Origin of the sequence: Colwellia maritima (assembly GCF_022669015.1) — a bacterium.
GTDB classification, from domain to species: domain Bacteria; phylum Pseudomonadota; class Gammaproteobacteria; order Enterobacterales; family Alteromonadaceae; genus Colwellia; species Colwellia maritima.
Genome location: NZ_JAKKSL010000005.1, coordinates 13,088 through 39,865, shown reverse-complemented (window position 1 = coordinate 39,865; position 26,778 = coordinate 13,088). Strand labels below are relative to the sequence as shown.

The following is a 26,778-nucleotide window of genomic DNA, read 5'->3' as shown; positions in this document are numbered from 1 at the left end:
ATGGATATAAAAAATCAAAAACATACTGATTTAAAAGAACAAAACAACAAGCCAACATGGAGTATAAAATACTAATGGACACTATCAACCAACCTACAATTTTGTGGCACGATTATGAAACTTGGGGAATTGTGCCTAAATTTGATAAACCTTCACAGTTTGCCGGTATTCGTACCGATCTTGATTTAAACATTATTGGCGAGCCACAAATGTTTTACTGTCAGCCACCTGTGGATTATTTACCTCATCCTGAAGCCTGTTTGGTTACAGGCATCACGCCACAAAAAGCGCGACAGGAAGGGTTAACTGAAGTTGAATTTGCCAAACGTATTCATGATTTATTCAGTGTGCCAAATACCTGTGTGGCGGGATATAACAATATTCGTTTTGATGATGAAGTGACGCGGTATTTATTATATCGCAATTTTTATGATCCCTATGCGCGTGAATGGCAAAATGGTAATAGTCGTTGGGATATTGTTGATATGGTTCGTGCTTGTTATGCATTGCGTCCTGAGGGAATTAACTGGCCAACGGTTGAGCGTGATGGTGAAGAGGTGGTAAGTTTTAGACTTGAGCTATTAACTAAAGCCAATGGTATAAGCCATGAATCTGCCCATGATGCCATGAGTGATGTGTATGCGACTATTGCTATGGCTAAATTGATTAAAGAGAAACAGCCAAAGCTTTATGATTTTATTTTTAATTTAAAAAATAAAAAACAAGTTGCTGAGTTAATTAATGTGGCTGATATGACGCCCGTGGTGCATACCACGTCTAAAGTTTCGTCTATGCACGGCTGTACCAGTTGGTTTGCGCCTGTTAGTTATCATCCTGTGAATAAAAACGCGGTAATTTGTGTCGATTTAGCGCAAGATATTGAACCATTACTTTCACTGACCAGTGATGAGATAAAAACCCGTTTGTATACACGACATGATGATTTAGCGCCTGATGAGAAACCTATTCCTGTTAAATTAATTCATCTAAATAAATGCCCTGTTGTGGCACCTGCAAAAACTTTATTACCTGAAAATGCTAAACGTTTAACGATTCCTAGAGATTATTGTTTAGCAAATCTTGCAACGTTAAAACAACATGCTGAGCTTAGAGATAAGTTGAGCGATGTATTCGCTACCTCAGATTTCGACAATGAAGAAGTGGATGCTGAACAAGCTTTATATGGCGGCAGTTTTTTCAGCCATGGGGATAAAGCCCAAATGGATATTTTACGCGGTTTAACACCTGAACAATTAGCTAACCACCCCTTTCAATTTCAAGATAAACGTTTAACTGTGCTGTTATTTCGTTATCGTGCTAGAAATTACCCACACACGCTATCGACTGATGAGCAACAAAAATGGCAACAGTATTGTCATAGTAAATTGCAATATGGCGGTAAAGGTATTTTGTCTATCGATGAGTTTATGATGACGGTTGAAAATTTGGCACATGAACATGAAACAGATAAAGCTAAAATGTCGGTATTAAAAGCTTTGTATGAGTTTCTGCAAGGCTAGTTTATTGCTTTTCAATTGGCGGCGGTTTTCCACACATTCGAGTGAATTATTGGGTGGATTTAGGTACTTTTTGTGAGTAATTCCATTCAACCATTTTTTAATATCCTTAATTAACAATTAGATAAAAAACTGGCAATATCTTTGCACTGCATATTTAAAATTATTATAAACAATTATTATAAACACTACGTAGTGGGAGACCTTAATGTCTAATATTCAACACAAACCGACCCCCGTGCGAATGCTATTACTCGGCCCTGCATTCATGCTGTTCACGTTATTTACGCCTCCGCTTTTTGACGGTATGCCTGTTGAAGCATGGCATACTCTAGGCTTGGCACTATGGATGGCTATTTGGTGGATATCTGAGGCGACCCCAGTTGCTGTGACGGCATTTTTGCCCTTAATCATTGCACCAGTCGTGGGTATAGCGCCTATCAAGGCTACTTCACCGTCGTATGCTCATCCATTAATATTTTTATTTCTTGGTGGCTTCTTTATTTCAATTGCAATGGAACGATGGAATTTACATAGACGTATTGCTTTGAAAGCAATGTCTATGGTGAGTACAAAACCAAGCCGGCAAATTGGTGGGCTAATGTCTTGGTTACGGCTTTTCTATCTATGTGGATGTCAAATACGGCAACGGCTGTAATGATGTTGCCTATCGCGTTATCTATTATTGATATGGTTAAGCAAAATGGTGATAAACGAAATGAACAAGACCATGAGAATTTTTCAAAAGCGATGTTACTGGCCATTGCTTTTTCTGCAAGTATTGGTGGTTTAGCAACGTTAATTGGTACGCCTCCTAATGCGCTTATGGCGGCATATTTAGCTGATAGTTACAATATTGAAATTGGTTTTGCTCAATGGATGATCATTGGTGTGCCATTAACGGCGGTATTATTAGTATTGTGTTGGTTTATTCTTACGCGGGTTTGCTTTAAGGTGAATGAGGGAGATCGCGTTGATACCCATACTATGTTTGAGGATAAACTACGGGAATTGGGCGCAATGACTAAAGGCGAAAAGCTTGTGTTGTTTTTCTTTGCTTTTGCGGCGATAAGTTGGATATTTAGACCTTTAATTGCCAAGTTTACTGGGCTTGCTATCTCTGATACTGGTATTGCTATGTTTGTTGGCTTGTTGTTGTTTGTTGTACCGGTTGATAGAGAAAAAGATATTCGTATTTTAACTTGGGAAGATACTAAAAAGTTACCTTGGGGTGTTTTATTACTTTTTGGTGGTGGTTTAGCTTTAGCCGGTTTGATTAAAAAATCTGGACTTGCTTGGTTATATTGCGACGCAGCTAGAAGCAACATCAAATATTCCGGTTATTGGTGCGGTTTTAGTGGTTACTGTTACGATTTTGTTTTTAACTGAGGTGACGAGTAATACGGCTACAGCGGCAAGCTTTTTACCTTTGTTAGGTCCTATTGCTGTCACGTTAACTGATGGTCCTTTGATGTTGGTAATTCCGGCGGCATTAGCAGCGAGTTGTGCTTTTATGATGCCAGTTGCTACGCCACCAAATGCGATTGTGTTTAGTTCGGGCGAGTTGCGTATTGCTGATATGGCTAGGGCGGGTTTTTGGTTAAATATTGCGGCGATAGGCATGATTGTTTTATTGATGGTAACGTCAGTGCCGTTGGTGTTTAATTTATAAACGTAAATAATCTCTGTGCCCTCGGTGGTGAATAATCTTTTATCCTTAAAAACAAATTTGACCACAGAGGGCACCGAAGGACTGCGTCCTCACCGAGAAGACATAAAACAAACTTCATGTTTTTCTAATTTTTTCTTATTTTTTCTCTGTGTAGCGAAGCGTCTCTGTGCCCTCGGTGGTGAATATTCTTTTCTCTTTAAAAACAAATTTGACCACAGAGGACACCGAGGGCCTTCGGCCTCACCGAGAAGACAAAAAAACAAAGACAAAGATCAGATTTATTCTTATTTTTTCTCTGTGTAGCGCAGCGTCTCTGTGCCCTCGGTGGTGAATAATCTTTTATCCTTAAAAACAAATTTGACCACAGAGGACACCGAGGGCCTTCGGCCTCACCGAGAAGACAAAAAAACAAAGACAAAGATCAGATTTTTTCTTATTTTTTCTCTGTGTAGCGCAGCGTCTCTGTGCCCTCGGTGGTGAATATTCTTTTCTCTTTAAAAACAAATTTGACCACAGAGGACACCGAGGGCCTTCGGCCTCACCGAGAAGACAAAAAAACAAAGACAAAGATCAGATTTTTTCTTATTTTTTCTCTGTGTAGCGCAGCGTCTCTGTGCCTCGGTGGTGGTGAATAATCTTTTATCCTTAAAAACAAATTTGACCACAGAGGGCACCGAAGGACTGCGTCCTCACCGAGAAGACACAAAACAAACTTCATGTTTTTCTTATCTTTTCTCTGTGTAGCGAAGCGTCTCTGTGCCCTCGGTGGTGACTAATGTGTACTTAAATGCGTTATTTTTTAAAACGTGAAATTAAGCTAGAGGTGTCCCAACGGTTACCGCCATTGTCTTGAACTTCTTTATAATAACCGTCAAGTTGTTTGGTTACCGTTAAGTCTGCCCCTATTTTATCCGCTTCTGCAAAAGCCATTGCCAAATCTTTTCTTACCCAATCAACCGCAAAACCAAAATCAAACTCACGAGCACACATGGTTTTACCGCGATTATCCATTTGCCAAGACCCTGCCGCACCTTTGCCTATAGTATCAAGCAATTTATCCGTATCTAATCCTGCTTTTTGAGCAAAATTCAACCCTTCTGCTAACCCTTGTACCGTATTAACAAAACAAATTTGATTAACCATTTTAGCTAACTGCCCAGAGCCAACAGGCCCCATCAATTGACTGAAACGAGCAAAGGCCGCCATAACTGGCTCTGCTTTTGCGAAAACAGCGTCATCACCACCAACCATTACAGTTAATACCCCATTTTCTGCGCCTGCTTGACCACCTGAAACAGGTGCATCTAAAAAGTATTGATTGTTCGCTTGCGCTACGTCTGCTAATTCACGAGCCAGTTCCGCTGACGCTGTGGTGTGATCAACCAAAATACTCCCTTTTGGCATGCCGGCTAATATGCCCTCTTCACCTAACACCACTTGACGAACATCATCGTCGTTACCAACACAACAAAACACAATATCGCAATCTTTTGCCGCTTTAGCAGGCGTTGTAGCAAAGCTACCTGAGTATTCTTTTTGCCATTTTTGTGCTTTTTCTATGCTTCGGTTATATACGCAAACATCATGACCCGCTTTTTGTAAATGGCCGGCCATCGGATACCCCATGACGCCTAAACCGATAAATGCTACTTTCATTCTTAAATCCTTATTTAAATTTTGAATTGTGCTAATAATTCGCGCTTACTTAACTCATCTATTAAGGCTTTACTTACACGGAGTTAAAGCAGCTTGGGTAAATTCGATCCCCTGCCATCCTGTTTTCATGAAATTTCTGATGTTACCGTGATCATCACCTGTAGGGTTTGCCAACACATCTTCACGATAATATCGACCAAAACATGCTAGGGTTTGCTGTTGGTCTAGTTTATTTAATTGCGCAAAATAAAATATTTTGCATGAACCTTCATTACTGCCAAGATCATTAACCAGTGTGCCATTAGTAAATGTTGTTGGTTGGTATTGATAATTGTCAGCGATAACTTGCATTACTTGGTCAAATTCAACATGGCTTTCTGGTTGTTTTATTTGCTTAAGTAGATCTGCTTCTGTAAAAACGTGGGTATTATTCATTGTTTGCTATGAACCTTCTTTTAATTTAGATTTTGCCGCTTCAACTTTTGAAAAGTCTAAGCCTAGTTCATCAACCGCTTCTTTTATTAAATTAGGTTGTGTCATTACTAACCCCATCATGCCTTGTAGTTGTTCTGGCGGAATACCTAGCTGTTGAATAACGCCCATTGCCATTAATGGGTTGTCTGTTAACGTTTGAAAAAGCTCATTAATTTTTTCATCACTAATACTATGTTCTTTTAACATCGCAATTATTGGGTTCATTTATGGTGTCCACCAGTGGTTTAGGGATTAATTGAAAGATTAATTTTATATGGGGGAAGTTTACCCTTTTTTAAAGTTAAAACAAAAACAATATAAGGGACACAAACACAAATATGCACAATTAAATTGCGCACAATCTATATTAAAGATACTATAATCAAACTTAAGCTGTGCGCTACTTAAAAAAGTGAGTTGCTAACGCACAACTAAACAAAATGAAGGAATTACAATGTCTAACGATATCTATCAATTTTCAGCTAACGATACTTCGGGTCAATCTATTGATTTAGCGCAGTTTAAAAATAAAGTAATGCTGATTGTTAATACGGCCAGTGATTGTGGTTTTACGCCGCAATACGAAGGATTACAGGATCTTTATCAAAAGTATCAACCTGAAGGTTTTGAAGTACTTGCCTTTCCTTGTAATCAATTTAAGCAGCAAGAAAAAGGCAACGATGCGGAAATAAAACAGTTTTGTGATTTACGTTTTAACATCAAATTTCCTTTATTCAGTAAGATTGAAGTAAACGGTGAAAATGCTCATCCTTTGTTTGATTTTTTAAAGTCTGAAGCGCCTGGATTGTTGGGTTCTAAAGGCATAAAATGGAATTTCACTAAGTTTTTGGTAAATAAAAAAGGTGAAGTGGTTAAACGTTATGCGCCAACAACCAAACCTGAGGCCATTGAGTCTGATATTAAAAACTTACTGTAAGCGCTTAGTTGTTAATTCACTTGGCTATACACTTCACCCAGAAAAGTGTAACACCTAATGTAGGGGGTAATTTATTGCCCCATGTCAAAATGAATTCTAGCCTACATAGGATATTTCAACTTGAACAGTAGATCCTAAATTGTCTACCTAAACATGGTAATTTATAGGTATTAGTTTATGAGTAATGATAGTTTAAAACTAGAAAATCAGTTGTGTTTTCGGTTGTATAGTTTGTCAAAGTTGATGAACCGTCATTATAGCCCTGTATTAAAAAAACTGGGGCTTACTTATTCTCAGTATTTGGTGATGTTGGTTTTGTGGGAAAATACGGATGCTACAAATGATACTTCGCTCGCTATTTCGGTTAAGCAATTGGGTATTAGGTTAGATTTAGACTCAGGTACCCTGTCACCTTTGCTAAAAAGGTTAGAAAATCAGGCATTACTTAGCCGAGTTAGAAATAGTGAAGATGAGCGTAGTGTTGAAGTAACGTTAACGGATAAAGGTTGTCTGTTGAAACAACAGGCACAAGGTATTCCTGCTCAAATGTTTTCGGTTACGGGTATGTCTATTGATGAACTGCATGCTATGAATAGTCAGTTAGATAATTTACTCGCTACCATGAGTTTAGAATAGATCAGAGCCTCGGTTGTTAATGATGTCTTTTGTGTTGCTAACAATACAAAACAGTTTGACCACCGGCGTTTGGTCACAGAGGGACTGCGTCCTCACCGAGAAGAGCAAAAACAAAAGCTAATTTATTTAATCTCTGATCACTAGTCTCTTCTCTGTGTAGCGAAGCGTCTCTGTGCTCTCGGTGGTGAATAATCTTTGATCTTTAAAAAACAATTTGACCACAGAGGTCTCCGAGGGCCTTCGGCCTCACCGAGAAGAGCAAAAACAAAAGCTAATTTATTTAATCTGATCACTAGTCTCTTCTCTGTGTAGCGAAGCGTCTCTGTGCTCTCTGTGGTGAATATCTCTTATCTCTTATCTCTTTTCTCTAATTCGTGTTATTCGCAAATTAGGTGAAAGTCGCTAACCTGATTATACGAATAGTTCGCGGTGAAGTTTCTCAACCACACCGTTGGCATCTTTTTCATCGACTAAAAAGCATAAATTATTTGCACTAGCCCCATGGCAAATCAACCGAATATTCGTGTCATTAATTGTTTGAAAGATAGCCTGTCCAATTCCTTTAGCACAATCTAACCCGTTACCAATCACCGCAACTAAAGACAAACCATGCTCTACCGTTACTTCACATAACTGCTCCAGCTCTTTCACCACGGTTGACGTTAACAAAGACTGAGTAGAACCACTTGGATTATCAAAGGTTAACGCAATACTGATCTCACTCGTCGTGATCAAATCAACACTGAGTTCATGTTTAGCTAAAATACCAAAAACCTGAGCCAAAAAGCCACTTGCATGTAACATAGCCGGACTTTTTACCGTTACTAACGTTTGCTCACGCCTTAAAGCAATTGAGCGATAAGTTGGGTTAGATGCTACTTTTTGTCTTATTTGCGTACCACCCTTTTCAGGCTCTTTACTTGAACCAACAAACACAGGAATGTTCTGACGCATTGCCGGAATTAACGTGGCCGGATGTAATATTTTAGCGCCGAATGTTGCCATTTCAGCCGCTTCACCGAAGCTAATTTCTTTTATGGCACGTGCTTGATCCGTGATGCGAGGATCAGTGGTAAAAATACCCACAACATCTGTCCATATAGATAAGTTGGTTGCATGAAGCGCTTCAGCAAGTAATGCAGCACTGTAATCTGAGCCACCACGACCTAACGTTGTTGTTTCACCTAAGCCGTCTTGGCCAATAAACCCTTGCGTAACCAAAACTTGCTCAGCCAGTTTTGGTAATAAAAACTCGTTGCATGCTACGTTTAACTGCTCAATATCAACAACCGCTTTACCGTAGACACTATTGGTTTTCATCACTTGTTGTACATTAAAATAAGCGCCATTTACACCCACAGATTGGAGTACTTGAGCAAATATTCGCGAACTTAATTGTTCACCAAACGAAAGAATAGCATCGGCTTGTTTGATACTGTGGTGTTGCGATTGCTTTAAAGCATGGGTTGATAATTCATCAAGTAAACTAGCTATTTCACTGTTTAAATTTTGTTCAACGCTATTCTCTAAATGTTGAGTAATGTTTAATTGAATGGCATGTATTTTTTCAATAATATCTGTTTGTTCTTCAATAGACAGATTTTCTTGACCTAAACGTACTAAATAATTGGTAACGCCGGCACTCGCAGACACCACAACTAATCGGTTGTTATTGTCATTTTTTATAATTTGAGCGCAACGTAACATGGCCTGATAATCGGCCACACTTGTACCGCCAAATTTAGCGACAATTAGGGATAAATTTTCTTTGGTTTGTTCTTGGTGTAACATGAGTATTCTTCCTAAGTGCTATGATTTTAATTTCTTAAACTTAGTATAAGTACATGGAAATTAGTGAATCATTCACGAATTAAAACAGGAAGAGCATGACTGATCAGTTTGGTAAGCTAATGTATGACACAGGTAAGCATACTAGTAAAAAACTTTTTCAGCCAGAAGCTCTCCACCTTAGTCTTTTCAGACTATTAAATCAGGTGACAGCCCTAAGGATTCAGCCTTAGTGACCGAACAGTAACAGCCACAGTGTTAATGCTCTCGGCGATAATCTCCCTCAATAACGCATATTGGAATGTGGTTCCTAATACCTTTCGGTATAACGTTATCTACCTAGTTATCGCACCTCTTCTGGTGTTGCAAAAAATAGAAAAATATATCTATCAATATTTAAGCAACGGCGCTATTAAACCTTAAATAAAATAGAAATGCAATAGCCTTTTAGACGTCTAAGTTAACTTTATTGCATTTTTGTTGCGTTAATACATCAATCCCTAGTCGCAGTTTAGTGAGTGGTATTTTCTTTTAGCTAGGTGAGTTGATATAGTGACCGCACTTTTCATTTTTTATGATTGAATGTAATGGATTTATTCTTGCTTAAAAAAATACTAACTGTGTGTGTCATGCCAATTAATTTGGCGTTTATTCTATTACTTTTATCGCTCTATTTTTTAAAAAAACACCCTCACAAAAGTTATAAGTGTTTACTTTCAGCCTTGATACTGTTGTTTGTGTGTTCAATGCCTGCAATTTCGGACCGATTTATTGTTCAACTTGAAAATAATTATGAAACCTTTAGCCAATCAAGCACCCCGGTTGATTACATTATCGTGTTGGGCGGATGGCATACCCCTAATGATGCGTTACCTGCTACTAGCCGGCTTCAAACAAGTTCATTACAACGCTTGGTTGAGGCATTACGTATATATAAATTGCATCCTGAAGCAAAAATAATTACGTCTGGTCATCACAGTACGGATAAAGTCTCTAACGCCCAAAAAATGAAACAATCACTGATGCTTTTAGGTGTGCCTGAGCAAAAAATAATCACTGAGAATTTCCCCAAAGATACTGAAGAGGAGGCCGCATTAATTAGCCCGAGAGTACAAGGTACCAATGTGGTGTTAATTACTAATGCTAGCCATATGCCAAGAGCAATGAATTATTTTCAAAGGCAAGGTGTAAACCCCATTGCAGCCCCTACAGGCTTTTGGGTTAAAAATATTAATAGCGTTAAAGGTTGGCGCTATTATGTGCCTAATAGCGCAAAGTTACAGCAAACAACCGTTGCTTGGCATGAAAGTTTGGGGCTTTTTGTACAATGGGTTAAAGGATTATTTGAGCTTTAAACGTAAAAATATAGACATAAAAAAACCAGTATTATCTTCTCAACAATACTGGTTTTTCGCTACAATAATATAAAATTACATATGATCAATAATGCAATCGCCAAACTGTGAACAGGTCACTAGCGTAGCATCATCCATTAAGCGTTCAAAATCATAGGTCACTGTTTTAGCACCAATGGCACCTGACATGCCTTTAAGTAATAAATCTGCCGCTTCAACCCGACCCATATGTCTTAACATCATTTCTGCTGATAAAATAACGGAGCCTGGATTTACTTTGTTTTTGCCTGCATATTTTGGTGCGGTACCATGAGTTGCTTCAAAAATAGCGACTTCATCATTTAAGTTAGCACCTGGCGCGATACCAATACCACCTACTTGTGCTGCAAGCGCATCCGACAAGTAATCACCGTTTAAGTTAAGTGTGGCAATAACACTGTACTCTGCCGGACGTAATAGCACTTGCTGCAACATAGCGTCAGCGATAACATCTTTAATAATGATTTCTTTACCTGTTTTAGGGTTTGTGATGCGACACCAAGGACCGCCATCAATTAATTCTGCGCCAAATTCTTCGCACGCTAATTGATAACCCCAATCTTTAAATGCACCTTCGGTAAATTTCATAATATTACCTTTGTGCACTAAGGTAACCGAGTCTCTGTTATTATCTATAGCATATTGTATTGCTTGACGAACTAGACGTTGAGTACCTTCTTTAGATACAGGTTTGATACCAATACCACAATCTTCAGTAAAACGTATCTTAGTTACCCCCATCTCTTCTGTTAAGAAAGAAATAACTTTTTTGGCACTTTCGCTGCCTGCTTGGTATTCAATACCTGCATAAATATCTTCGGTGTTTTCACGGAAAATAACCATGTCAACTTCATACGGTTTTTTTACTGGGCTTGGAACACCGGTGAACCACTGTACTGGACGCTGACAAACGTATAAATCTAATATTTGGCGTAAAGCAACATTTAGTGAGCGCATGCCACCACCAACGGGGGTAGTTAATGGGCCTTTGATACCGACTTTATATTCTTTGAACATTTCTAATGTTTCATCGGGTAACCAGGTTTCAGAATCATAAACTTGCGTGGCTTTTTCACCCGCATATACTTCCATCCAAGCAATTTTTTTGCTTTCACCGTAGGCTTTTTTGACAGCGGCATCAACGACTTTGATCATAGGTGGAGTTACGTCAATACCAATACCATCACCTTCAATAAAAGGAATGATTGGGTTGTTGGGTACTGATAATTTACCATTCGATACGGTAATTTTGTCACCTGTAGTGGGAATTGAGATTTTACTTGTCATAAAGCGCTCTCCTAATTGGAAGAATGGACATCAAACAATGCCTAGTAAATTTTATAAAAGAAACAAAACGATAAATCAATGGCTATTGGTAATAATTATCTATTTTTTTCGTTTATTTGGGCTTGGTTTGTCGAAATTTTTTCATGTAATGATTTAAGCTTTGATTGTAGGTAAAGTAAAGCAAAAGTGCCATTTCACTGATACTTGTATTGTAATGTTGACTATTTTTTTAATGAATGATTGTTTTTCAGAATCGATATTATTCATCAGTGAGTGGATAAAACCACTATGCTAAGCATTGAAAAGTGACATGATTCACCACCGAGGGCACAGAGGCTCTACGAGCTACACAGACAAGAGACTAGTGATCAGAGATAAAATAAAAGACCTTTGTTTTTTGTCTTCTCGGTGAGGACGCAGTCCCTCGGTGTTCTCTGTGGTCAAATTGCTTTTTAAAGATCAAAGATAATTCACCACCGAGGGCACAGAGTCGCTTCGCTAAATAGAGAAGAGACTAGTGACCAGAGATAAAATAAAAGACCTATGTTTTTTGTCTTCTCGGTGAGGACGCAGTCCCTCGGTATTCTCTGTGGTCAAATTGCTTTTTAAAGATCAAAGATAATTCACCACCGAGGGCACAGAGTCGCTTCGCTAAATAGAGAAGAGACTAGTGACCAGAGATAAAATAAAAGACCTATGTTTTTTGTCTTCTCGGTGAGGACGCAGTCCCTCGGTATTCTCTGTGGTCAAATGCTTTTTAACGATCAAAGATAATTCACCACCGAGGGCACAGAGTCGCTTCGCTAAATAGAGAAGAGACTAGTGACCAGAGATAAAATAAAAGACCTATGTTTTTTGTCTTCTCGGTGAGGACGCAGTCCCTCGGTATTCTCTGTGGTCAAATTGCTTTTTAAAAATAAAAGATTATTCGCCACAGAGTCAGGTTCTATGCTCCTGCAGAACCTAACTGATCTACAGCCATGTAAGCCTCGCTACGGTGGTATTCTATTTTTAGATATACCAATGCACTACAATGCTCTAAAGATCTGCTCTGTTGTTTCTTTAGCATCACCAAAAAGCATTTGTGTATTCTCTTTAAAGAACAACGGATTTTGCACACCAAGATAACCCGTACTCATTGAACGTTTAAAAACAATAACTTCTTTTGCATTCCACACTTCAAGCACTGGCATACCCGCAATAGGACTATTTGGATCATCATTAGCAGCAGGGTTAACGGTGTCATTTGCACCAATCACCAGTACCACATCTGTTTCAGGAAAATCATCATTGATCTCATCCATACCCAAAACAATATCATAAGGTACTTTTGCCTCAGCTAAGAGAACATTCATGTGTCCCGGTAAACGCCCTGCAACTGGATGAATAGCAAAACGCACTTTAATTCCCTTACTGATCAATTGTTGCGTTAGTTCGTACACTGGATACTGTGCTTGTGCCACAGCCATACCGTAGCCAGGGGCTATGACAACAGACTTAGCTTCACGTAACAAATCAGCAACAGCCTCCGCTTGTACTTCTCTATGTTCACCGTAATCTTTGTCTTCATCAATTATCACAGTAGAACCAAAGCCGCCAAGAATAACACTGATAAACGATCGATTCATCGCTTTACACATAATATAGGATAAAATGGCCCCTGAAGAACCAACCAGTGCCCCTGTGATTATCAACAAATCATTACTTAACATAAATCCGGCCGCTGCTGCAGCCCAACCAGAATATGAGTTAAGCATAGAAACCACAACTGGCATATCTGCCCCACCAATTGACGCAACAAGGTGCCACCCAAACGTCAAAGCAATAACAGTCATTAAGAAAAGCGCAAAATTTGAGCCACCATTGTTGACAAAAACAATCATTAAAATAAAAGAAACAACGCCCGCAGCAAGATTCATTTTATGTCGATTAGGTAACATCAATGCACTTGAACTAATAACACCACTTAATTTTCCAAAAGCCACAATAGAGCCGGTAAATGTCACAGCACCAATAAAAATTCCTAAAAATATTTCGGTTAAATGAATATTCATCGCTGTTTGTTGAGCCGCACTGATAATAACACCATGCCCTGACTCAAAGTAACTATTAAAACCAACAAGTACTGCCGCTAATCCAACAAAACTATGCAATATTGCAACAAGCTCAGGCATTTGTGTCATTTCAACCTTATTGGCTAACTTAAGCCCTACTCCTGCGCCAATCGCCATGGCAAAAATGATAAGCCAAACATTAGAAACAGCGGGATTAAAAATTGTTGCTACTAAAGCAATGGCCATACCTACCATGCCATACAAGTTACCTTGTTTAGCGGTTTCTTGCTTGCTAAGCCCTGCTAAACTAAAAATAAAGAGCAATGCAGCAACCACATAGGCTGCACTAATAAAACCGTTAGACGCTATTTGTGAAGATTCCATACTGCCCCCTACTTACTAAACATTTTTAACATACGACTCGTTACTTTAAAGCCACCGACAATATTAATGGTGGCGACTAAAGTTGCTAAGGCGGCGAGAATTTGTACTACCGTATTATCCGAGCCTATTTGTAATAGCGCGCCGACAATAATAATGCCTGAGATAGCATTAGTAACACTCATTAATGGCGTATGCAGTGAATGACTGACGTTCCATACCACGTAATAACCAATAACACAGGCAAGTACAAACACTGTGAAATGTGTGAGGAAATCAGCCGGAGCAACACTCGCTACCCAACCAAATAACGCAATACCTGCTGCCATGAAACCATATTTTTTGGGCGGTGAGGCAGGTTCTTCTTTAACTTCAACAACCTTATCCGCCTTGGGTTTTTGTACTGGTGCCGCACTAACTTGAATAGGTGGTGGTGGGAAAGTGACTTCATCTTTATTAACCACGGTCATATTACGGATAACAACATCATCAAAATCAATAATGAATTCACCATTTTTTGCTTTACATAAGAGTTTAGCCAAATTGACTAGGTTATTTGAATACAGCTGTGATGCTTGGTTGGGTAAACGCGAAACCAAGTCGGTATAGCCAATCACTTGCACGTCATGAGCATTGGTGACTTTTCCTGCAACAGTACATTCACAATTTCCGCCACCGGCAGCAGCTAAATCAACAATCACACTACCTGATTTCATTGATTTCACCATTTCCTCGGTGATAAGTTTAGGGCCGGTTTTCCCGGTATCATTGCGGTTGTGATAATAATATCAACGTCTTTGGCTTGCTCAGCAAACAACGCCATTTCAGCATCAATAAACGCTTTACTCATTTCTTTTGCGTAACCGTCACCAGAGCCACCGCTTCAGGCTCTTCATAATCAAGCTCTAAAAATTCAGCTCCCATACTCTCAATTTGTTCTTTTACTTCTGGGCGAGTGTCAAAGGCACGAACAATTGCCCCTAAACTGCGGCAGTACCAATAGCAGCAAGGCCAAGAACACCGCCAATAATCATAATTTTGGTGGTGGCATTTTACCTGCTGCGGTGATTTGACCAGTAAAAAACCGGCCAAAATGATGAGAAGCTTCAATAACAGCGCGATAGCCTGCAATATTTGCCATTGAGCTAAGGGCATCCATTGATTGAGAGCGTGTCATTCTAGGCACCATTTCCATGGCTAACGTAGTGATTGATTTTGAACGAAGCAGCTCTAATAATTCAGGGTTTTGTCTTTGGGGCAATAAAACTAATCAGCGTAGTACCTTCTTGCATTAATTCTACTTCGTCAATTGTAGGTGCATTGACCTTTAAAATAATATCGCTTTGCCAACAACCTTTTTTAGCCACTATTTCTGCGCCACAGTCACTGTAATCGTTGTCAGTAAAACTTGCTTTAGTACCTGCACTTTTTTGTACTTGTATAGTGAAACCTAGCTTAATTAACGCGGTAATAGAACTTGGTGAGCCTGCAACACGGTTTTCACCCTTTAGCGACTCTTTGGGGATGCCAATGATCATAAAACACCTTTAAATAGTTGATAAAAAGACTAACTGTTTAATGTTTTACCACTAATCGGTGTAATATTAAACACCAACATTAAAATAAATGGATCTTTATCTACCTTTGCTTACTGACCAAGTTTCAAAAAGTGCAGCAGATATGACTAATACACCACCAACAATGGTTAACACTTCAACCCGCTCACTCAATAATAGAAAAGCCAGAACACTGGCATAAAGGGGTTGTAAGCAGGAAATTAGCCCCGCAGTAGTTGCGGTTAAATGACGCAATGATGAGGCTAATAGAGCATGAGGGGCGGCGGTAAAAACAACGCCAACAAGTAAAATAAGGCTCCAATCGCGAGTGGTAACGTCTGCTATCGGTACTTCAATAAACAAACCTAACATTAAAAAAGCAATCAAGGTTTGGTAAAGCATGGCATGAGGCCCTGAGTAATGGCTAAAATAGTTTTTATGCAGGACATTTCTCAAGGAAAATAAACAAGCGGAAATGACTCCGGTGACTATGCCTAAAGTAACTTGGTTTCCTAAATGAATATCAGGAATAAGTAAAAAAATCCCTAGTAGTACTAGGAATGCAATAACAATATCTTTACGCTGAGGTTTTTTATAACCCGAAGTACGATTTAATAAAGGCTCTAAAAATACGGTAATAACAGGATAAGTGAAAAAAGCAATGACACCAATAGTGATCCCTGCCATTTGCATGCTCGCAAAGTAGGTAACCCAGTGTAATCCAACCACAACCCCCAATAATAAGGCAATGCCATAATCTTTCGGATGCTCTAAACGAACTTTTTTCTTTTGTAAGGTTAATAAAATAAATAAGACAATGGCGGCGACACCGGTACGATATACCGTAATATCGAGGGCGGGTAAACCTATCAGTTTCGAAAATAAAGCCGTACCACCAAAAATGAGTACTGATAAGTGTAAAAAGAATAGGCTTTGCTGTTGCACAGTCATAGGGAAGTTTCTACTCAATAATAACAAGAGTTTATGTTAATGAGGGTCACCACATAGTTACATGCATAGTTGAATGCATAATTAACTACATAATTGACTACATAGTTCAGCGCTCAGTTAAACGCTTAGTCAAGATCGTTTAACGGCCAGGTAACAATATAATCTTCAAAGTCTTCTAGCGCTATGTCATCATCTTTTACTATTTTTCCACGTACTGACATGTCTGCTTTGTGCATCGCCGATTTTTTACCTTTGTGCAGCAAAGGGTGCCAAGACGGCATACCTCTACCTTCTTGCAAGCGACGATAGGTGCAACTTGGTGGCATAAAAAACACGTCAGCAAGGTTGTCTTGTGTTAGTTGTACGCAATCAGGCACAAGTTGGGTTCGTTTGCTGTATTGACTACATTGACAGGTTTTTTCATTCAATAGGTGACATGCAATATTAGAATAGACGAGTTGCTCGCCTTCCCTTAAGTGGTCAGTGGGTTGCAATTCATTTTCATCATTTGTGTTTTCATCATCAATAAATTTATTGAGACAACATTTAGCACAGCCGTCACAAAGTGACTCCCACTCGGTTCGCGTCATCTGTGCCAGTGTTTTAGTTTGCCAAAAGGGGGCTGTTGTTTGTTGGGCTGTCATAAGTACCTGATATTTATAATTTCTAATGTATGGGCGGAAATTTAATTCGGTCAGATAAATGACCAACAGAGCTCACAAAGTAATAAGATAAATTCCAATGCATTAGGCTTTTATAATTAGCGTAGGCTAAGTAAGCACGGCCATTTTCATCATCAGGAAATATAAGCGCCGCTTTAATATCAACATGCGGTAGATTAGTACCGTCAGTACGACGTACACCTAAAGCCTGCCATTGTGAAAGTGTTTTTTCTGTATTAGCCCACGCTTTTAACCAGTTTTTACGACTACCGGTGTTTTTAGGAATCGCCAATGATTTGTCGAAATTTTCGGGCAATTTAACCTGACGACCCCAAGTTAACTCATCGTTCGACCTTCTTTTTTCAAATAATTTGCCATAGATGCAAAAATATCAATTTGGTTTTGCCAAATATCTTTCTTACCATCGCCATCACCATCTACAGCATATGCTAGAAATGAAGTAGGCATAAATTGGTTTTGCCCCATGGCGCCGCCCATGAGCCTTTCATATTTTCAATACTGATATGACCTTGCTCTAAAATAGTTAAGGCTGCCCATAATTGCTTTTTAAAAAATACTTCTCGGCGACCTTCATAAGCTAAGGTAGAAAGTGCAGAAACAACGTTGTAACCGCCGGTAAATTTACCGAAATTAGTTTCTAAGCCCCACAACGCCACAATGAATCTAGGTTGAACGGCATAATCATTACCAATTTTAGTTAATATATCATGATGTTCTTTGAACAATTCACGGGCTTTTTTAACTTTCCAACCGGGCACACGTTTAGGCAAATAAGTATCTAAAGTTTCTACTTTTTCTGGTTGTTTTCTATCAGCCGCAACTGCTCTTTTATGAAACTTTACTTTAGCAAAACTTTCCTCAATTAAGCTTTGCGTAAAACCTTGAGCTAAAGCTTCCTTTTTTAATTCACTCACATAGTCATTAAAACCTTCTTCGCTTAACGTCTTTGCTTTTAAGCTTTTAAGCGGAATTAAGGCAATACTGATCAGGATAAGTGAGGTAACCATATATTTAAATTTCATAACTTAAGCCTCATCCGTCTGATTTTTTTCAGCCATATCTGCTTTATGTTGTTTTAGCAAATCTTCTTTTGGTGGCGGTAATTGTAAATAATAACCCTGTTCAGTTAAATGCGTTTTAACCTTAGATAAATCAGCAAAAGCCAATTTTTCTTTTGTGGCCAAATTAATGAGTGTTACTAATACTGGCGTACCAAAAGTAAGCATTAAAGGTTCTGGAACCGAAGAAAAATCATCTCGTGTTTTAACAAAAAGGTAGGTTTGCTCTTTTTTTGTACTTTTATATATGACACATAGCATAATGGAGACCTATGAGAGAAAATGAGCTTTTAATATATCACGCACTTACCTAGTTATGCGATACAATACACAATAATTTATTTCTAAATCTGCTTTATTTAGTAGTTAACATTAACATTAGGTGAATCAATGAAAGCCCCTTTATACAATGAAATTCTCGATATCTGTCAACAAATAGCAAATGCCTCAGCAGAAGGTAATGACGAAGCAAGAAATGAATCCTGTAAAAATTTGCAAAAGTTATGTGCCACAAACCAAGATTCACCCAAAGATCACCCACTACAGTGGGAAGCGCTAGGCGATTTTACTGAAGATGGTGATATGGCAATGGATATTTATGAGATAGCGTTAGCAAGCGCAAATAAATTAGGACTTGCTACGTTCACAGCCTCAATTTATTTAGCGATGGCACAACGACAAAAAGAATTTGAAGAGATGGAAACAGCCATCGAATACGCTAAACAAGCTGAAGTTGCCAGTGAAAGCATCGATGACGAAGAATTAAAAGCAGAGATACAAGTTTTTTTAGCTGATAAATAAATAACGATGTAGTTGGTGATTTTAGCAAGTAGAAATCATCACAAAGTTTGTGTGATTGGTATAACTGAAACTCAAACAACAGGTTACTTAAAATCGTTATCAGCGAAGTTTTGCAATGCTTTGCCAAAAAGTTCCGAACGCCATGCGGTTAGTATTTCAGGATAAGCATTTGTTTCTTTAGCTAATTTTTTCGATTCATTTAAATCAAAGTACCGCTAAAAATTGGTTAATTTGTTTTTTTGACGCTAAATTTTCAACCGCTAATTGATGTTTTTCACTGACTTGAGTAATAAAGGTTTTTACCTTTTTAAAAATTTGTTTGTAGCCTGGGTATTCATCTAAGCGTTCAATTTTTGCAGGGTAATCCGCTTCATCATCTTGTAATGCTTGCGCTACCACAACTAGCATGGCTTTGCCTTTGTGACGAATATCAAGCACTTCTGCGCCATCTAAATTACTCATAGCTGATAAGCTTTCGGGATTATTCGCAGCAACGGCCATCATAGTATTTTCTTTTACCACAAAACCTAAAGGTAAATCTCGCGCTTTAGCCTGTAGATAACGCCATTTGGCAAGGTGCTGCAATGTATTGAGTTGTTTTGAATTTAAGCGCCACGCTAATTTAACTTGACGGTATAATTGGTCCGGGTCAATGGCAGTAAATTTTTTATCAATTAATAGCTGTGACTCTTGTTGTGTGTAACTTAACCAACCCGCTTGTTCTACTTGAGCAAGCAATTTAGGGTAAATATTATATAGATGTTCAACATCAGCACTGGCATAAACTAATTGTTTTAGCGATAGAGGCCTTTTAGTCCAGTCGGTACGCGATTCAGATTTGTCTAATTCAATACCCGTAAAATGTTCAACCATTGCTGCATAACCCATTGATAATCCATGCCCTAAAAAGGACATCATAATCTGGCTATCAATTAAGTTAACGGGTTTACAATGAGCGGTTAAGAACACTTCTAAGTCTTCTGAGCACGCATGTAGCACTTTAACAATTTTATGGTTGGTAAGTAATTGCCAAAATGGGGATAGATCATCAATCGCTATCGGGTCAATCAGTGCAAGGTTTTGGCCATCATATATCTGTAACAAACCAAGCTTGGGATACAAGGTTCGTGTGCGAACGAACTCTGTATCGATAGCTAAAACATTGGCTTTGCTATATTGCGGCAAAGAGTTTGTAAACTGTCAAAATCTTCAATCAATTGATACTGCATAGGGGTGATATTGTTATCCTCTCACTTGATTAGGGTGCTGTGTAATATGTGCGCTGTGCTTCTATTTACTTTCTTCTACGACGATTTGCTTGTTGGTGGCGCTGTTGATGTTTTTTAACAGAGCGTCGAATACGGCGACTTTTTGCATTATCCATTGCTTTTTCATCAACCTTCACTTTTGATTGTGTTTCAGGTTTAAGCTGTACAAGTTTACGGAAATAATTTACATCTTTTAAGCCTAACTCAGTCCAACCACCTAAAGGGAGTTGACGCTGCATATCCATATCACCATAACGTACACGTATTAAACGGCTTACTTGTACGTCTTGGCTTTCCCATAAACGTCTTACTTCACGATTACGACCTTCTGAAAGCACTACATGGAACCAATGATTTCTACCTTCGCCACCGCGATAAGTGATTTTTTGAAAACGTGCAGGACCATCTTCTAATTTAACTCCTGTGCGCAGTGTTTGTAACATCGCTTCATTTATCTCACCAAAGACACGTACTGCATATTCACGTTCAACTTTTTGTGAAGGATGCATTAAGCGGTTGGCAAGCTCGCCATCAGTGGTAAACAGTAACATGCCAGATGTATTAATATCTAAACGCCCCACCGCAACCCAACGGCCAGATTCTAACGGTGGTAATCGGTCAAATACCGTTGCTCTACCTTCAGGATCTTTGCGCGTACACATTTCACCTTCAGGTTTGTTGTACATTAACACTCGACAAATATCTTCTTCTTGCGGCGTTAATTTTACTTGATGACCATCAATTCGAATTTGTTCAGTACCATCGATTCTATCGCCTAAAAAAGCCGTTTTCCCATCAATACTGACACGTCCTTGAGTGATAATAGTTTCCATTTCTCGGCGTGAGCCTTTACCTGCTCGAGCTAGCACTTTCTGTAATTTTTCAGAATCTTTGACACTGGCTTTTTGAAAATCTACTTTTACCGGTTTTTCTTCTACTCGTTTGCCTTTGCCAACTTTTTTAGGTGCGTCTTTACTTTGGCCTTTTTTTACGACTACTTTAGTTCCTGTACCTCGGCTACCGTATTTGTTATTGTTATTGGCCGATTTAGCATCAGTTGCCGTTTGCTTACCCTTAGATATTTTTTTATCTTGTGACATAGTTTTGTCTCTGTTACGTCAGTAGCAGTTCCCTAGAAACTAACTTCTGGCTCATTTATGCATTATTTACAATAATTACGGCTGAGTTATTACTCAAATGGGGTAGGATCGCCCTCACCTACGCGAATGATTTCGATATCATCATTAGAAAAATCAACCACAGTCGTTGGGCGTTCACCTAAAAAACCACCATGAATAATTAAATCAACTTGATGCTCTAACAAATCACGAATTTGCTCTGGATCGCATTCTGTCATCGTTTCGCCAGGCATGATTAAGCTAGTTGACATTATAGGCTCTGCTAACTCAGCCAACAAGGCTTGACAAATATTATTATTCGGTATGCGTATACCGATGGTTTTCTTTTTAGGGTTTAATAATCGCTTTGGTACTTCTTTACTACCTTTAAAAATAAACGTATAAGCACCTGGCGTATTATTTTTTAGCAGCCTGTATGCGGTATTATCAATACGCGTGTATTCAGAGAGTTGAGATAAATCCTGGCATACTAAAGTGAAATTATGTTCTTTATTAATTTCTCTAATTTGACAAATTCGTTCTAAAGCTTTTTTATCACCTAAATGACAACCCAAAGCATATCCTGAGTCGGTAGGATAAACAATGACACCACCGTCATTTATAATCGCCACGGCTTGCTTCATTAAGCGCCCTTGAGGATTATCTGGGTGTACATAAAAAAATTGACTCATAAGGTTTCCTTATTTCCACGCTTATTGTTCATTTTGCTCATTTTGCTCATTTCACTCCTTTCGTAAAAGAGAAAAGGTGAAGTGATTATGACCACAATGCCCAGATAGGTTTAGCCCCATCTGGTAAAATCAAATTACGACCTAAATCAGACCATTTATTTGGTCGGTGAAAATCAGATCCGGCTGATGCATGTAAATCATATTCAGTACAGTAGTTTAGCATTATTTGACGCTGTTGGGGATTCATTTGCGGTAAAACTGCCTCTAAACCATCCCGCTTTCTTTAAAATGGGTAATTAAACGTTTTAGCCATTTAGTGGATAAATCGTACCGAATGGGGTGAGCCATAACCGCGCTTCCACCGGCATGTATTACTTCAACCGCTTCTTCGATTGAGCACCATAGAGGTTTAACATAGGCACTTTGCGTATTACGACCTTTTTTTCCTAAATATTGATCAAAGGCTTTTTGCATAGTACTAACATGACCTTGTTGATATAGCACTTTAGCAAAGTGTGCGCGAGTAATGGTGCCTTTATTGGCAAGATTTTTGGCATCATCATACGCATTAACAAAACCACATTTAGCCAGTTTTTCACCTATGGTAATCGCCCTTTGTTCGCGCGCTTGTTTTTGACTACTAATTAATTCTTGAAATTCCGGGTTATTAACATCAAGATTTAATCCCACAATATGAATTTCAAAACCTTGCCATGATGTCGAAATTTCAATGCCAGAAATTAATTTGATTGGAATATTTTTTTCCAATATATAATCTTGAGCTATATTAAATCCTTCAACGGTATCGTGGTCAGTAATCGCTAAAACGGCTATTTGATAATTAACCGCCCTATCTATCAAGGTTTCAGGCGACAAACTACCGTCAGAACAATGGGTATGACAATGTAAATCAATGCGCCCATGTGAAAAGCCATCGTTTTTTTCAATAATAAAAGGAAAATCAGTTGTTGACAGTAACGCCATAATAAGGTCTTCTATAGGAACTTTCTTGCAGGTAGGCTTTACTTACATAAGTAAATCTAAAGTAAACTACCTAATCTAACAAATCTAAGTGCAAGTTTACTGATAAGAACGAGATAATGATACTAGCAAAGCAATTTAAATTAACACATAGCCAACTTCGTTGGTGGTGGCATAACTCTACACATAGTGGGTTGTGATAATTGCGCGTATCTTGCTAAAAGCTTAAAATGATTTTACCGAGCTGAAGCAAAAACAAATTTTTAAAACCCGCTACCTTGAGCTTTTCAAAGGGCGGGTTTTTTGCTTTCTACAACTCGAAACTAAAAAGTTAAACTGGAAAACAGCAAAACAGCAAAACAGCAAACAGCAAACAATAATTTTACACTAACGAATAAGAGAAAATATAATGAATAAAACAAGAACATGGTTTCTTTGGTGGCTACAGCCAATTTATGCAGGATGACCCCACTTTTTAAAGATAACCAAATAAAAGAAGAATACGATGACAACAAATATTAAATCCACCGCCAGTGTATGTACATTAACAGATACCGCTAATTATCAAAGTGATCCGTTAAGTGTTTATCAACTACTTTGCCAAAACAAAGACAATAATTTACTGCTAGAGTCAGCAGAAATTGATCAAAAGCATCTCTTAAAAAGCTTATTATTAGTTGATGCCGCCTTAAAAATAGTATGCCATGGTAATACGGTAACCTTTACGGCTTTAACACCAAATGGCCAAGTTGCGCTGCAATTTGCCGCCGCTGAATTACAGCCCTATGCAAAACTTACCTTGTCTACCGATAAACAAACTTTAACCGTTCTTTTTCCTGATATCCCCACCGAGCTTGATGAAAAAGCACGCTTAATGGAGATAAACCCCTTTGAAAGTTTACGTTTGTTTACTCGTGTTAAAAATAGCGACAGCCACCATTTTGCCATTTTCCTTGGTGGCGCTTTTGCTTTCGATATGATCAGCATCAGTGAAACGTTACCCGAAGTACCCGAAGGTGAAAATACTTGCCCTGACTTCGTTTATTATCTTGCTGAAACCGTTGTAGTGATAGATCACGAAGAAAAAAGCACTGAAATTATTGCCAATATTTTTACTTACGAACACGGTTCTGACGAACAGGGTAAAAATGAAAAATCCCTACAAGATAAAACACAAGACCAAGAAAACCGGCAAAAATCAGCCGAACGTATTACTGAAATAAAGCAGTTATTATCAAATAACATTACAACTAATGACCTTGTATCGCATGCAAAATCAGACTTGGCAAATAGTATCGATTCACAAACCGTATCTGTTGATATTAGCGACGAAACGTTTTGCCGGCATGTTGAGCAATTAAAAGAGAATATTCGTGCGGGTGACATTTTTCAAGTTGTACCATCTCGCACCTTTTCATTACCCTGCTTAGACAGTATTGCCGCTTATCAAGCTTTAAAATTAAGCAACCCAAGCCCTTACATGTTTTATTTAAAAGACAGTGATTTTTGTATGTTTGGGGCTTCACCCGAATCAGCGATAAAGTATCAACAAAATGGGGCTGAAAGCCAACGTCAGGTGGAAATTTATCCTATAGCAGGTACGCGCCCTCGCGGTTTTAATAAAGACGGTACCATATCGTTAGACTTAGACTCTCGAATAGAGTTGGAATTAAGACAAGATAAAAAAGAGTCTGCTGAGCACATTATCTTGGTTGATTTGGCACGAAATGATATTGCTCGTGTGTCTAAAGCCGGTACTCGCTATGTTGCCGATTTATTAAAGGTAGATAGATATTCCCATGTGATGCATTTAGTTTCACGTGTTTGTGGCACTTTACTGGAAGAATTAGACGCATTACACGCTTACCAAGCTTGTATGAATATGGGTACGCTATCAGGAGCACCTAAAGTAAAAGCTACGTCTTTAATTAGAGAAATAGAAGGAAAACGCCGAGGCAGTTACGGTGGTGCCGTCGGTTACTTTACCGGTGACGGTGAAATGGATACTTGTATAGTAATCCGCTCTGCTTTTGTTAAAGACACTATTGCTTACGTTCAAGCGGGTGCTTGGTGTAGTTTATGATTCAATTCCGCAAGCAGAAGCTGATGAAACAAAACAAAAAGCCCAAGCAGTTATTAATGCTGTGCTAACAGCAAATAAAGTGCTAGCGCAAGGAGTTAACTCATAATGTCTACTCAAAACAATGTAAAGCCAAACACCAATAAAACCAAGCTATTTATGCTCGATAATCTTGACTCATTTACTTATAACTTAGTGGATGAATTTCAATGTTTAGGTTTTGACCCTACCGTATATCGAAATACCTTAAGCAGTGATTTTATTTTCACTAAAATGGTCGAACATACACGTGTCACTGGTGAGAATGTCATTTTGGTGCTTTCACCTGGGCCAGGTGAACCTAAAAATGCAGGCTGTTTAATGGACTTAATCAAATTATGTGCAGGCAAAATTCCTATGCTAGGTATTTGCTTGGGACATCAAGCCTTAATTGAACATTATGGCGGTAAAGTGGGTCGTGCTGATGAAATAGTACATGGTAAGGCATCGCCAATTAATCATTGTGGTACGGGCGCTTTTGTTAACATTCAAAACCCATTACCCGTTGCCCGTTATCATTCTTTGGTAGGAAGCCAAGTACCTGAATCACTCACTGTCATTGCTGATTATAACAACATGCCCATGGCTATCTGCCAAGATCGTGATGCAATATTGGCGTTTCAATTTCATCCAGAATCTATTTTAACGACTTTTGGCGCAACCTTATTAGCGCAAAGTTTTGATTATTTACTCGCCCTAAGTGAGCGATTAAACACCAAAGCCCAAGGAGCATAACATGACGAATATCTTATCAACACTAGTTGACGGACATGATCTTGACCAACAAACTATTAAAGCCTTTTTTGAAAAAATGCTCAAAGGCGAAACCGACCCTATTTTACTTGCAAGCGTACTTACCGCCTTAAAAATCAAAGGTGAAACGCCTGAAGAAATATCAGGCGCAGCCATTGCTATTCAAAGTGCGGCGAAAAAGTTTCCTCCACAAAATAACACGGTTGCCGATTGTGTCGGCACCGGTGGTGACGGCGCTAATACCATTAATATTTCAACCACGGCGGCTATTTTAGCGGCGGCTTGTGGATTAAAAATGGCAAAACATGGTAACCGCAGTGTTTCAAGTATGTCTGGCTCAGCCGATTTACTGGAAGCATTTGGCGTAAATTTAATGATGTCACCCGCTACCGCGAGCAACTGTTTAGATAAAACAAATTTATGCTTTTTATTTGCGCCGGCTTATCACAGTGGTTTTAAATACGCGGTAACCGTACGAAAAATAATGGGTGTGCGCACGTTATTTAATATTTTAGGGCCCTTAGCTAACCCTGCTTATCCAAACATTATGTTACTTGGTGTTTACACACCTGATTTATTAAAGCCAATGGCCGAAGCATTACTCTTAACAGGTGTTAAACGTGCATTTATTGTGTATGGCAGCGGTTTAGATGAAATAGCGTTACATGGCGATACGCAAGTAATAGAAATTAAAGACGGAAAATTAATAGAGCGTACTATTTCGCCAAAAGATTTTGGTATCAAGCAATATAGCCTTGAGGATATTAAAGGCGGTACGCCACAAGAAAATGCAGACATTATTAAAGCTATATTAGCAGGTAAAGGGCAAGAAGCTCATAATGCTGCCGTTATCATAAACTGCGCGGCGTTACTTTACCTGCATGATAAAGCAACCGATTTAAAAGCCGCTGCTGATTTAGCCCGTGAGGTTTTACAAAGCGGAAAAGGTTTAGAAACATTACAGCAATTAGTTAAGCTTTCAAATGAGGAATGTGAATAATA

The 26,778-nt window shown here is 38.7% G+C and carries 21 protein-coding genes, 4 pseudogenes and 1 riboswitch; of the genes and pseudogenes, 9 read left to right on the top strand and 16 right to left on the bottom strand.

Features of this window, described 5'->3' with window-relative positions:
• The first annotated feature begins 74 nt into the window (after nucleotides 1-74).
• Together sbcB and L3081_RS20750 are read left to right on the top strand one after the other, a co-directional pair.
• Nucleotides 75-1,520 (top strand): exodeoxyribonuclease I, encoded by a 1,446-nt coding sequence (sbcB, locus tag L3081_RS20755; RefSeq protein ID WP_242288253.1) that lies wholly within the window; start codon nucleotides 75-77, stop codon nucleotides 1,518-1,520.
• Between the two features lie 205 nt (nucleotides 1,521-1,725).
• Nucleotides 1,726-3,189: pseudogene (locus L3081_RS20750) on the top strand (SLC13 family permease).
• A 792-nt stretch (nucleotides 3,190-3,981) separates the two neighbouring features.
• Here L3081_RS20750 and L3081_RS20745 read toward each other — a convergent pair.
• The 3 genes from L3081_RS20745 to L3081_RS20735 form a co-directional block, all read right to left on the bottom strand.
• Nucleotides 3,982-4,845: an NAD(P)-dependent oxidoreductase gene (locus L3081_RS20745; protein ID WP_242288252.1), complete on the bottom strand. Its 864-nt coding sequence runs from the start codon at nucleotides 4,843-4,845 to the stop codon at nucleotides 3,982-3,984.
• A 69-nt stretch (nucleotides 4,846-4,914) separates the two neighbouring features.
• Nucleotides 4,915-5,280 (bottom strand): HopJ type III effector protein, encoded by a 366-nt coding sequence (locus tag L3081_RS20740; RefSeq protein ID WP_242288251.1) that lies wholly within the window; start codon nucleotides 5,278-5,280, stop codon nucleotides 4,915-4,917.
• A gap of 6 nt (nucleotides 5,281-5,286) precedes the next feature.
• Complete coding sequence (locus L3081_RS20735; RefSeq protein WP_242288250.1) at nucleotides 5,287-5,544, bottom strand: DUF2999 family protein; 258 nt, start codon at nucleotides 5,542-5,544, stop codon at nucleotides 5,287-5,289.
• A 229-nt stretch (nucleotides 5,545-5,773) separates the two neighbouring features.
• Between L3081_RS20735 and L3081_RS20730 the strand changes: the two genes are divergently transcribed.
• Together L3081_RS20730 and L3081_RS20725 are read left to right on the top strand one after the other, a co-directional pair.
• Nucleotides 5,774-6,256: a glutathione peroxidase gene (locus L3081_RS20730; RefSeq protein WP_242288249.1), complete on the top strand. Its 483-nt coding sequence runs from the start codon at nucleotides 5,774-5,776 to the stop codon at nucleotides 6,254-6,256.
• 177 nt (nucleotides 6,257-6,433) lie between these two features.
• Entirely contained in the window at nucleotides 6,434-6,892 is a 459-nt protein-coding gene (locus L3081_RS20725) for a MarR family winged helix-turn-helix transcriptional regulator (RefSeq protein ID WP_242288248.1), read from the top strand.
• Nucleotides 6,893-7,303: 411 nt separating this feature from the next.
• On the opposite strand, the gene lysC is transcribed toward L3081_RS20725, so the two are convergent.
• Nucleotides 7,304-8,683: a lysine-sensitive aspartokinase 3 gene (lysC, locus tag L3081_RS20720; protein WP_242288247.1), complete on the bottom strand. Its 1,380-nt coding sequence runs from the start codon at nucleotides 8,681-8,683 to the stop codon at nucleotides 7,304-7,306.
• A gap of 157 nt (nucleotides 8,684-8,840) precedes the next feature.
• A riboswitch (Lysine riboswitch) is annotated at nucleotides 8,841-9,045 on the bottom strand.
• A gap of 381 nt (nucleotides 9,046-9,426) precedes the next feature.
• Here lysC and L3081_RS20715 point away from each other — a divergent pair.
• Nucleotides 9,427-10,035 (top strand): ElyC/SanA/YdcF family protein, encoded by a 609-nt coding sequence (locus L3081_RS20715; RefSeq protein ID WP_242288246.1) that lies wholly within the window; start codon nucleotides 9,427-9,429, stop codon nucleotides 10,033-10,035.
• A gap of 75 nt (nucleotides 10,036-10,110) precedes the next feature.
• On the opposite strand, the gene icd is transcribed toward L3081_RS20715, so the two are convergent.
• The 7 genes and pseudogenes from icd to L3081_RS20680 all read right to left on the bottom strand — a co-directional run bounded on the left by icd (nucleotide 10,111) and on the right by L3081_RS20680 (nucleotide 18,305).
• Nucleotides 10,111-11,361, bottom strand: coding sequence for an NADP-dependent isocitrate dehydrogenase (gene icd, locus L3081_RS20710; RefSeq protein ID WP_242288245.1), 1,251 nt, complete (start codon nucleotides 11,359-11,361; stop codon nucleotides 10,111-10,113).
• A gap of 1,028 nt (nucleotides 11,362-12,389) precedes the next feature.
• A complete protein-coding gene (pntB, locus tag L3081_RS20705; RefSeq protein ID WP_242288244.1) occupies nucleotides 12,390-13,799 on the bottom strand; it encodes a Re/Si-specific NAD(P)(+) transhydrogenase subunit beta in 1,410 nt (469 codons plus the stop codon).
• Nucleotides 13,800-13,807: 8 nt separating this feature from the next.
• Nucleotides 13,808-15,334, bottom strand: a pseudogene (locus tag L3081_RS20700) (Re/Si-specific NAD(P)(+) transhydrogenase subunit alpha).
• Nucleotides 15,335-15,430: 96 nt separating this feature from the next.
• Nucleotides 15,431-16,303 carry a DMT family transporter gene (locus tag L3081_RS20695; RefSeq protein WP_242288243.1) on the bottom strand — a complete coding sequence of 291 codons (873 nt, stop codon included), beginning with the start codon at nucleotides 16,301-16,303 and terminating at the stop codon, nucleotides 15,431-15,433.
• A 125-nt stretch (nucleotides 16,304-16,428) separates the two neighbouring features.
• Nucleotides 16,429-16,947, bottom strand: coding sequence for a YcgN family cysteine cluster protein (locus L3081_RS20690; RefSeq protein WP_242288242.1), 519 nt, complete (start codon nucleotides 16,945-16,947; stop codon nucleotides 16,429-16,431).
• Between the two features lie 22 nt (nucleotides 16,948-16,969).
• Nucleotides 16,970-17,993, bottom strand: a pseudogene (locus L3081_RS20685) (lytic murein transglycosylase).
• An 18-nt stretch (nucleotides 17,994-18,011) separates the two neighbouring features.
• Entirely contained in the window at nucleotides 18,012-18,305 is a 294-nt protein-coding gene (locus tag L3081_RS20680) for a YcgL domain-containing protein (protein ID WP_242288241.1), read from the bottom strand.
• 129 nt (nucleotides 18,306-18,434) lie between these two features.
• On the opposite strand from L3081_RS20680, the gene L3081_RS20675 reads away from it, so the two are divergent.
• A complete protein-coding gene (locus tag L3081_RS20675) occupies nucleotides 18,435-18,845 on the top strand; it encodes a hypothetical protein (RefSeq protein ID WP_242288240.1) in 411 nt (136 codons plus the stop codon).
• A 204-nt stretch (nucleotides 18,846-19,049) separates the two neighbouring features.
• Here L3081_RS20675 and rnd read toward each other — a convergent pair whose 3' ends face one another.
• The 5 genes from rnd to L3081_RS20655 all read right to left on the bottom strand — a co-directional run bounded on the left by rnd (nucleotide 19,050) and on the right by L3081_RS20655 (nucleotide 22,907).
• Nucleotides 19,050-20,030, bottom strand: a complete 981-nt coding sequence (gene rnd, locus L3081_RS20670) for a ribonuclease D (protein ID WP_242288239.1) — start codon at nucleotides 20,028-20,030, stop codon at nucleotides 19,050-19,052.
• A 109-nt stretch (nucleotides 20,031-20,139) separates the two neighbouring features.
• Complete coding sequence (gene rluB, locus L3081_RS20665; protein WP_274620691.1) at nucleotides 20,140-21,213, bottom strand: 23S rRNA pseudouridine(2605) synthase RluB; 1,074 nt, start codon at nucleotides 21,211-21,213, stop codon at nucleotides 20,140-20,142.
• 89 nt (nucleotides 21,214-21,302) lie between these two features.
• A complete protein-coding gene (locus tag L3081_RS20660; RefSeq protein WP_242288238.1) occupies nucleotides 21,303-21,923 on the bottom strand; it encodes an L-threonylcarbamoyladenylate synthase in 621 nt (206 codons plus the stop codon).
• 85 nt (nucleotides 21,924-22,008) lie between these two features.
• Nucleotides 22,009-22,170, bottom strand: a complete 162-nt coding sequence (locus L3081_RS28635) for a hypothetical protein (RefSeq protein ID WP_338027442.1) — start codon at nucleotides 22,168-22,170, stop codon at nucleotides 22,009-22,011.
• Nucleotides 22,171-22,187: 17 nt separating this feature from the next.
• Nucleotides 22,188-22,907: a PHP domain-containing protein gene (locus tag L3081_RS20655; protein ID WP_338027441.1), complete on the bottom strand. Its 720-nt coding sequence runs from the start codon at nucleotides 22,905-22,907 to the stop codon at nucleotides 22,188-22,190.
• Between the two features lie 502 nt (nucleotides 22,908-23,409).
• On the opposite strand from L3081_RS20655, the pseudogene L3081_RS20650 reads away from it, so the two are divergent.
• From L3081_RS20650 to trpD, 3 genes and pseudogenes are all read left to right on the top strand, one after another.
• A pseudogene (locus L3081_RS20650) lies at nucleotides 23,410-25,093 on the top strand (anthranilate synthase component 1).
• Nucleotides 25,093-25,758: an aminodeoxychorismate/anthranilate synthase component II gene (locus tag L3081_RS20645; protein WP_242288237.1), complete on the top strand. Its 666-nt coding sequence runs from the start codon at nucleotides 25,093-25,095 to the stop codon at nucleotides 25,756-25,758. The pseudogene L3081_RS20650 and the gene L3081_RS20645 overlap by 1 nt, the downstream one beginning before the upstream one ends.
• A 1-nt stretch (nucleotide 25,759) precedes the next feature.
• Nucleotides 25,760-26,776 carry an anthranilate phosphoribosyltransferase gene (gene trpD / locus L3081_RS20640; RefSeq protein ID WP_242288236.1) on the top strand — a complete coding sequence of 339 codons (1,017 nt, stop codon included), beginning with the start codon at nucleotides 25,760-25,762 and terminating at the stop codon, nucleotides 26,774-26,776.
• The last annotated feature ends 2 nt before the right edge of the window (nucleotides 26,777-26,778 follow it).

Coding starts and splice junctions, on each gene's coding strand:
- sbcB (WP_242288253.1), top strand. CDS start 75: ATGGACACTATCAACCAACCTACAATTTTGTGGCACGATTATGAAACT.
- L3081_RS20745 (WP_242288252.1), bottom strand. CDS start 4,845: ATGAAAGTAGCATTTATCGGTTTAGGCGTCATGGGGTATCCGATGGCC.
- L3081_RS20740 (WP_242288251.1), bottom strand. CDS start 5,280: ATGAATAATACCCACGTTTTTACAGAAGCAGATCTACTTAAGCAAATA.
- L3081_RS20735 (WP_242288250.1), bottom strand. CDS start 5,544: ATGAACCCAATAATTGCGATGTTAAAAGAACATAGTATTAGTGATGAA.
- L3081_RS20730 (WP_242288249.1), top strand. CDS start 5,774: ATGTCTAACGATATCTATCAATTTTCAGCTAACGATACTTCGGGTCAA.
- L3081_RS20725 (WP_242288248.1), top strand. CDS start 6,434: ATGAGTAATGATAGTTTAAAACTAGAAAATCAGTTGTGTTTTCGGTTG.
- lysC (WP_242288247.1), bottom strand. CDS start 8,683: ATGTTACACCAAGAACAAACCAAAGAAAATTTATCCCTAATTGTCGCT.
- L3081_RS20715 (WP_242288246.1), top strand. CDS start 9,427: ATGCCTGCAATTTCGGACCGATTTATTGTTCAACTTGAAAATAATTAT.
- icd (WP_242288245.1), bottom strand. CDS start 11,361: ATGACAAGTAAAATCTCAATTCCCACTACAGGTGACAAAATTACCGTA.
- pntB (WP_242288244.1), bottom strand. CDS start 13,799: ATGGAATCTTCACAAATAGCGTCTAACGGTTTTATTAGTGCAGCCTAT.
- L3081_RS20695 (WP_242288243.1), bottom strand. CDS start 16,303: ATGACTGTGCAACAGCAAAGCCTATTCTTTTTACACTTATCAGTACTC.
- L3081_RS20690 (WP_242288242.1), bottom strand. CDS start 16,947: ATGACAGCCCAACAAACAACAGCCCCCTTTTGGCAAACTAAAACACTG.
- L3081_RS20680 (WP_242288241.1), bottom strand. CDS start 18,305: ATGCTATGTGTCATATATAAAAGTACAAAAAAAGAGCAAACCTACCTT.
- L3081_RS20675 (WP_242288240.1), top strand. CDS start 18,435: ATGAAAGCCCCTTTATACAATGAAATTCTCGATATCTGTCAACAAATA.
- rluB (WP_274620691.1), bottom strand. CDS start 21,213: ATGTCACAAGATAAAAAAATATCTAAGGGTAAGCAAACGGCAACTGAT.
- L3081_RS20660 (WP_242288238.1), bottom strand. CDS start 21,923: ATGAGTCAATTTTTTTATGTACACCCAGATAATCCTCAAGGGCGCTTA.
- L3081_RS28635 (WP_338027442.1), bottom strand. CDS start 22,170: ATGAATCCCCAACAGCGTCAAATAATGCTAAACTACTGTACTGAATAT.
- L3081_RS20655 (WP_338027441.1), bottom strand. CDS start 22,907: ATGGCGTTACTGTCAACAACTGATTTTCCTTTTATTATTGAAAAAAAC.
- L3081_RS20645 (WP_242288237.1), top strand. CDS start 25,093: ATGTCTACTCAAAACAATGTAAAGCCAAACACCAATAAAACCAAGCTA.
- trpD (WP_242288236.1), top strand. CDS start 25,760: ATGACGAATATCTTATCAACACTAGTTGACGGACATGATCTTGACCAA.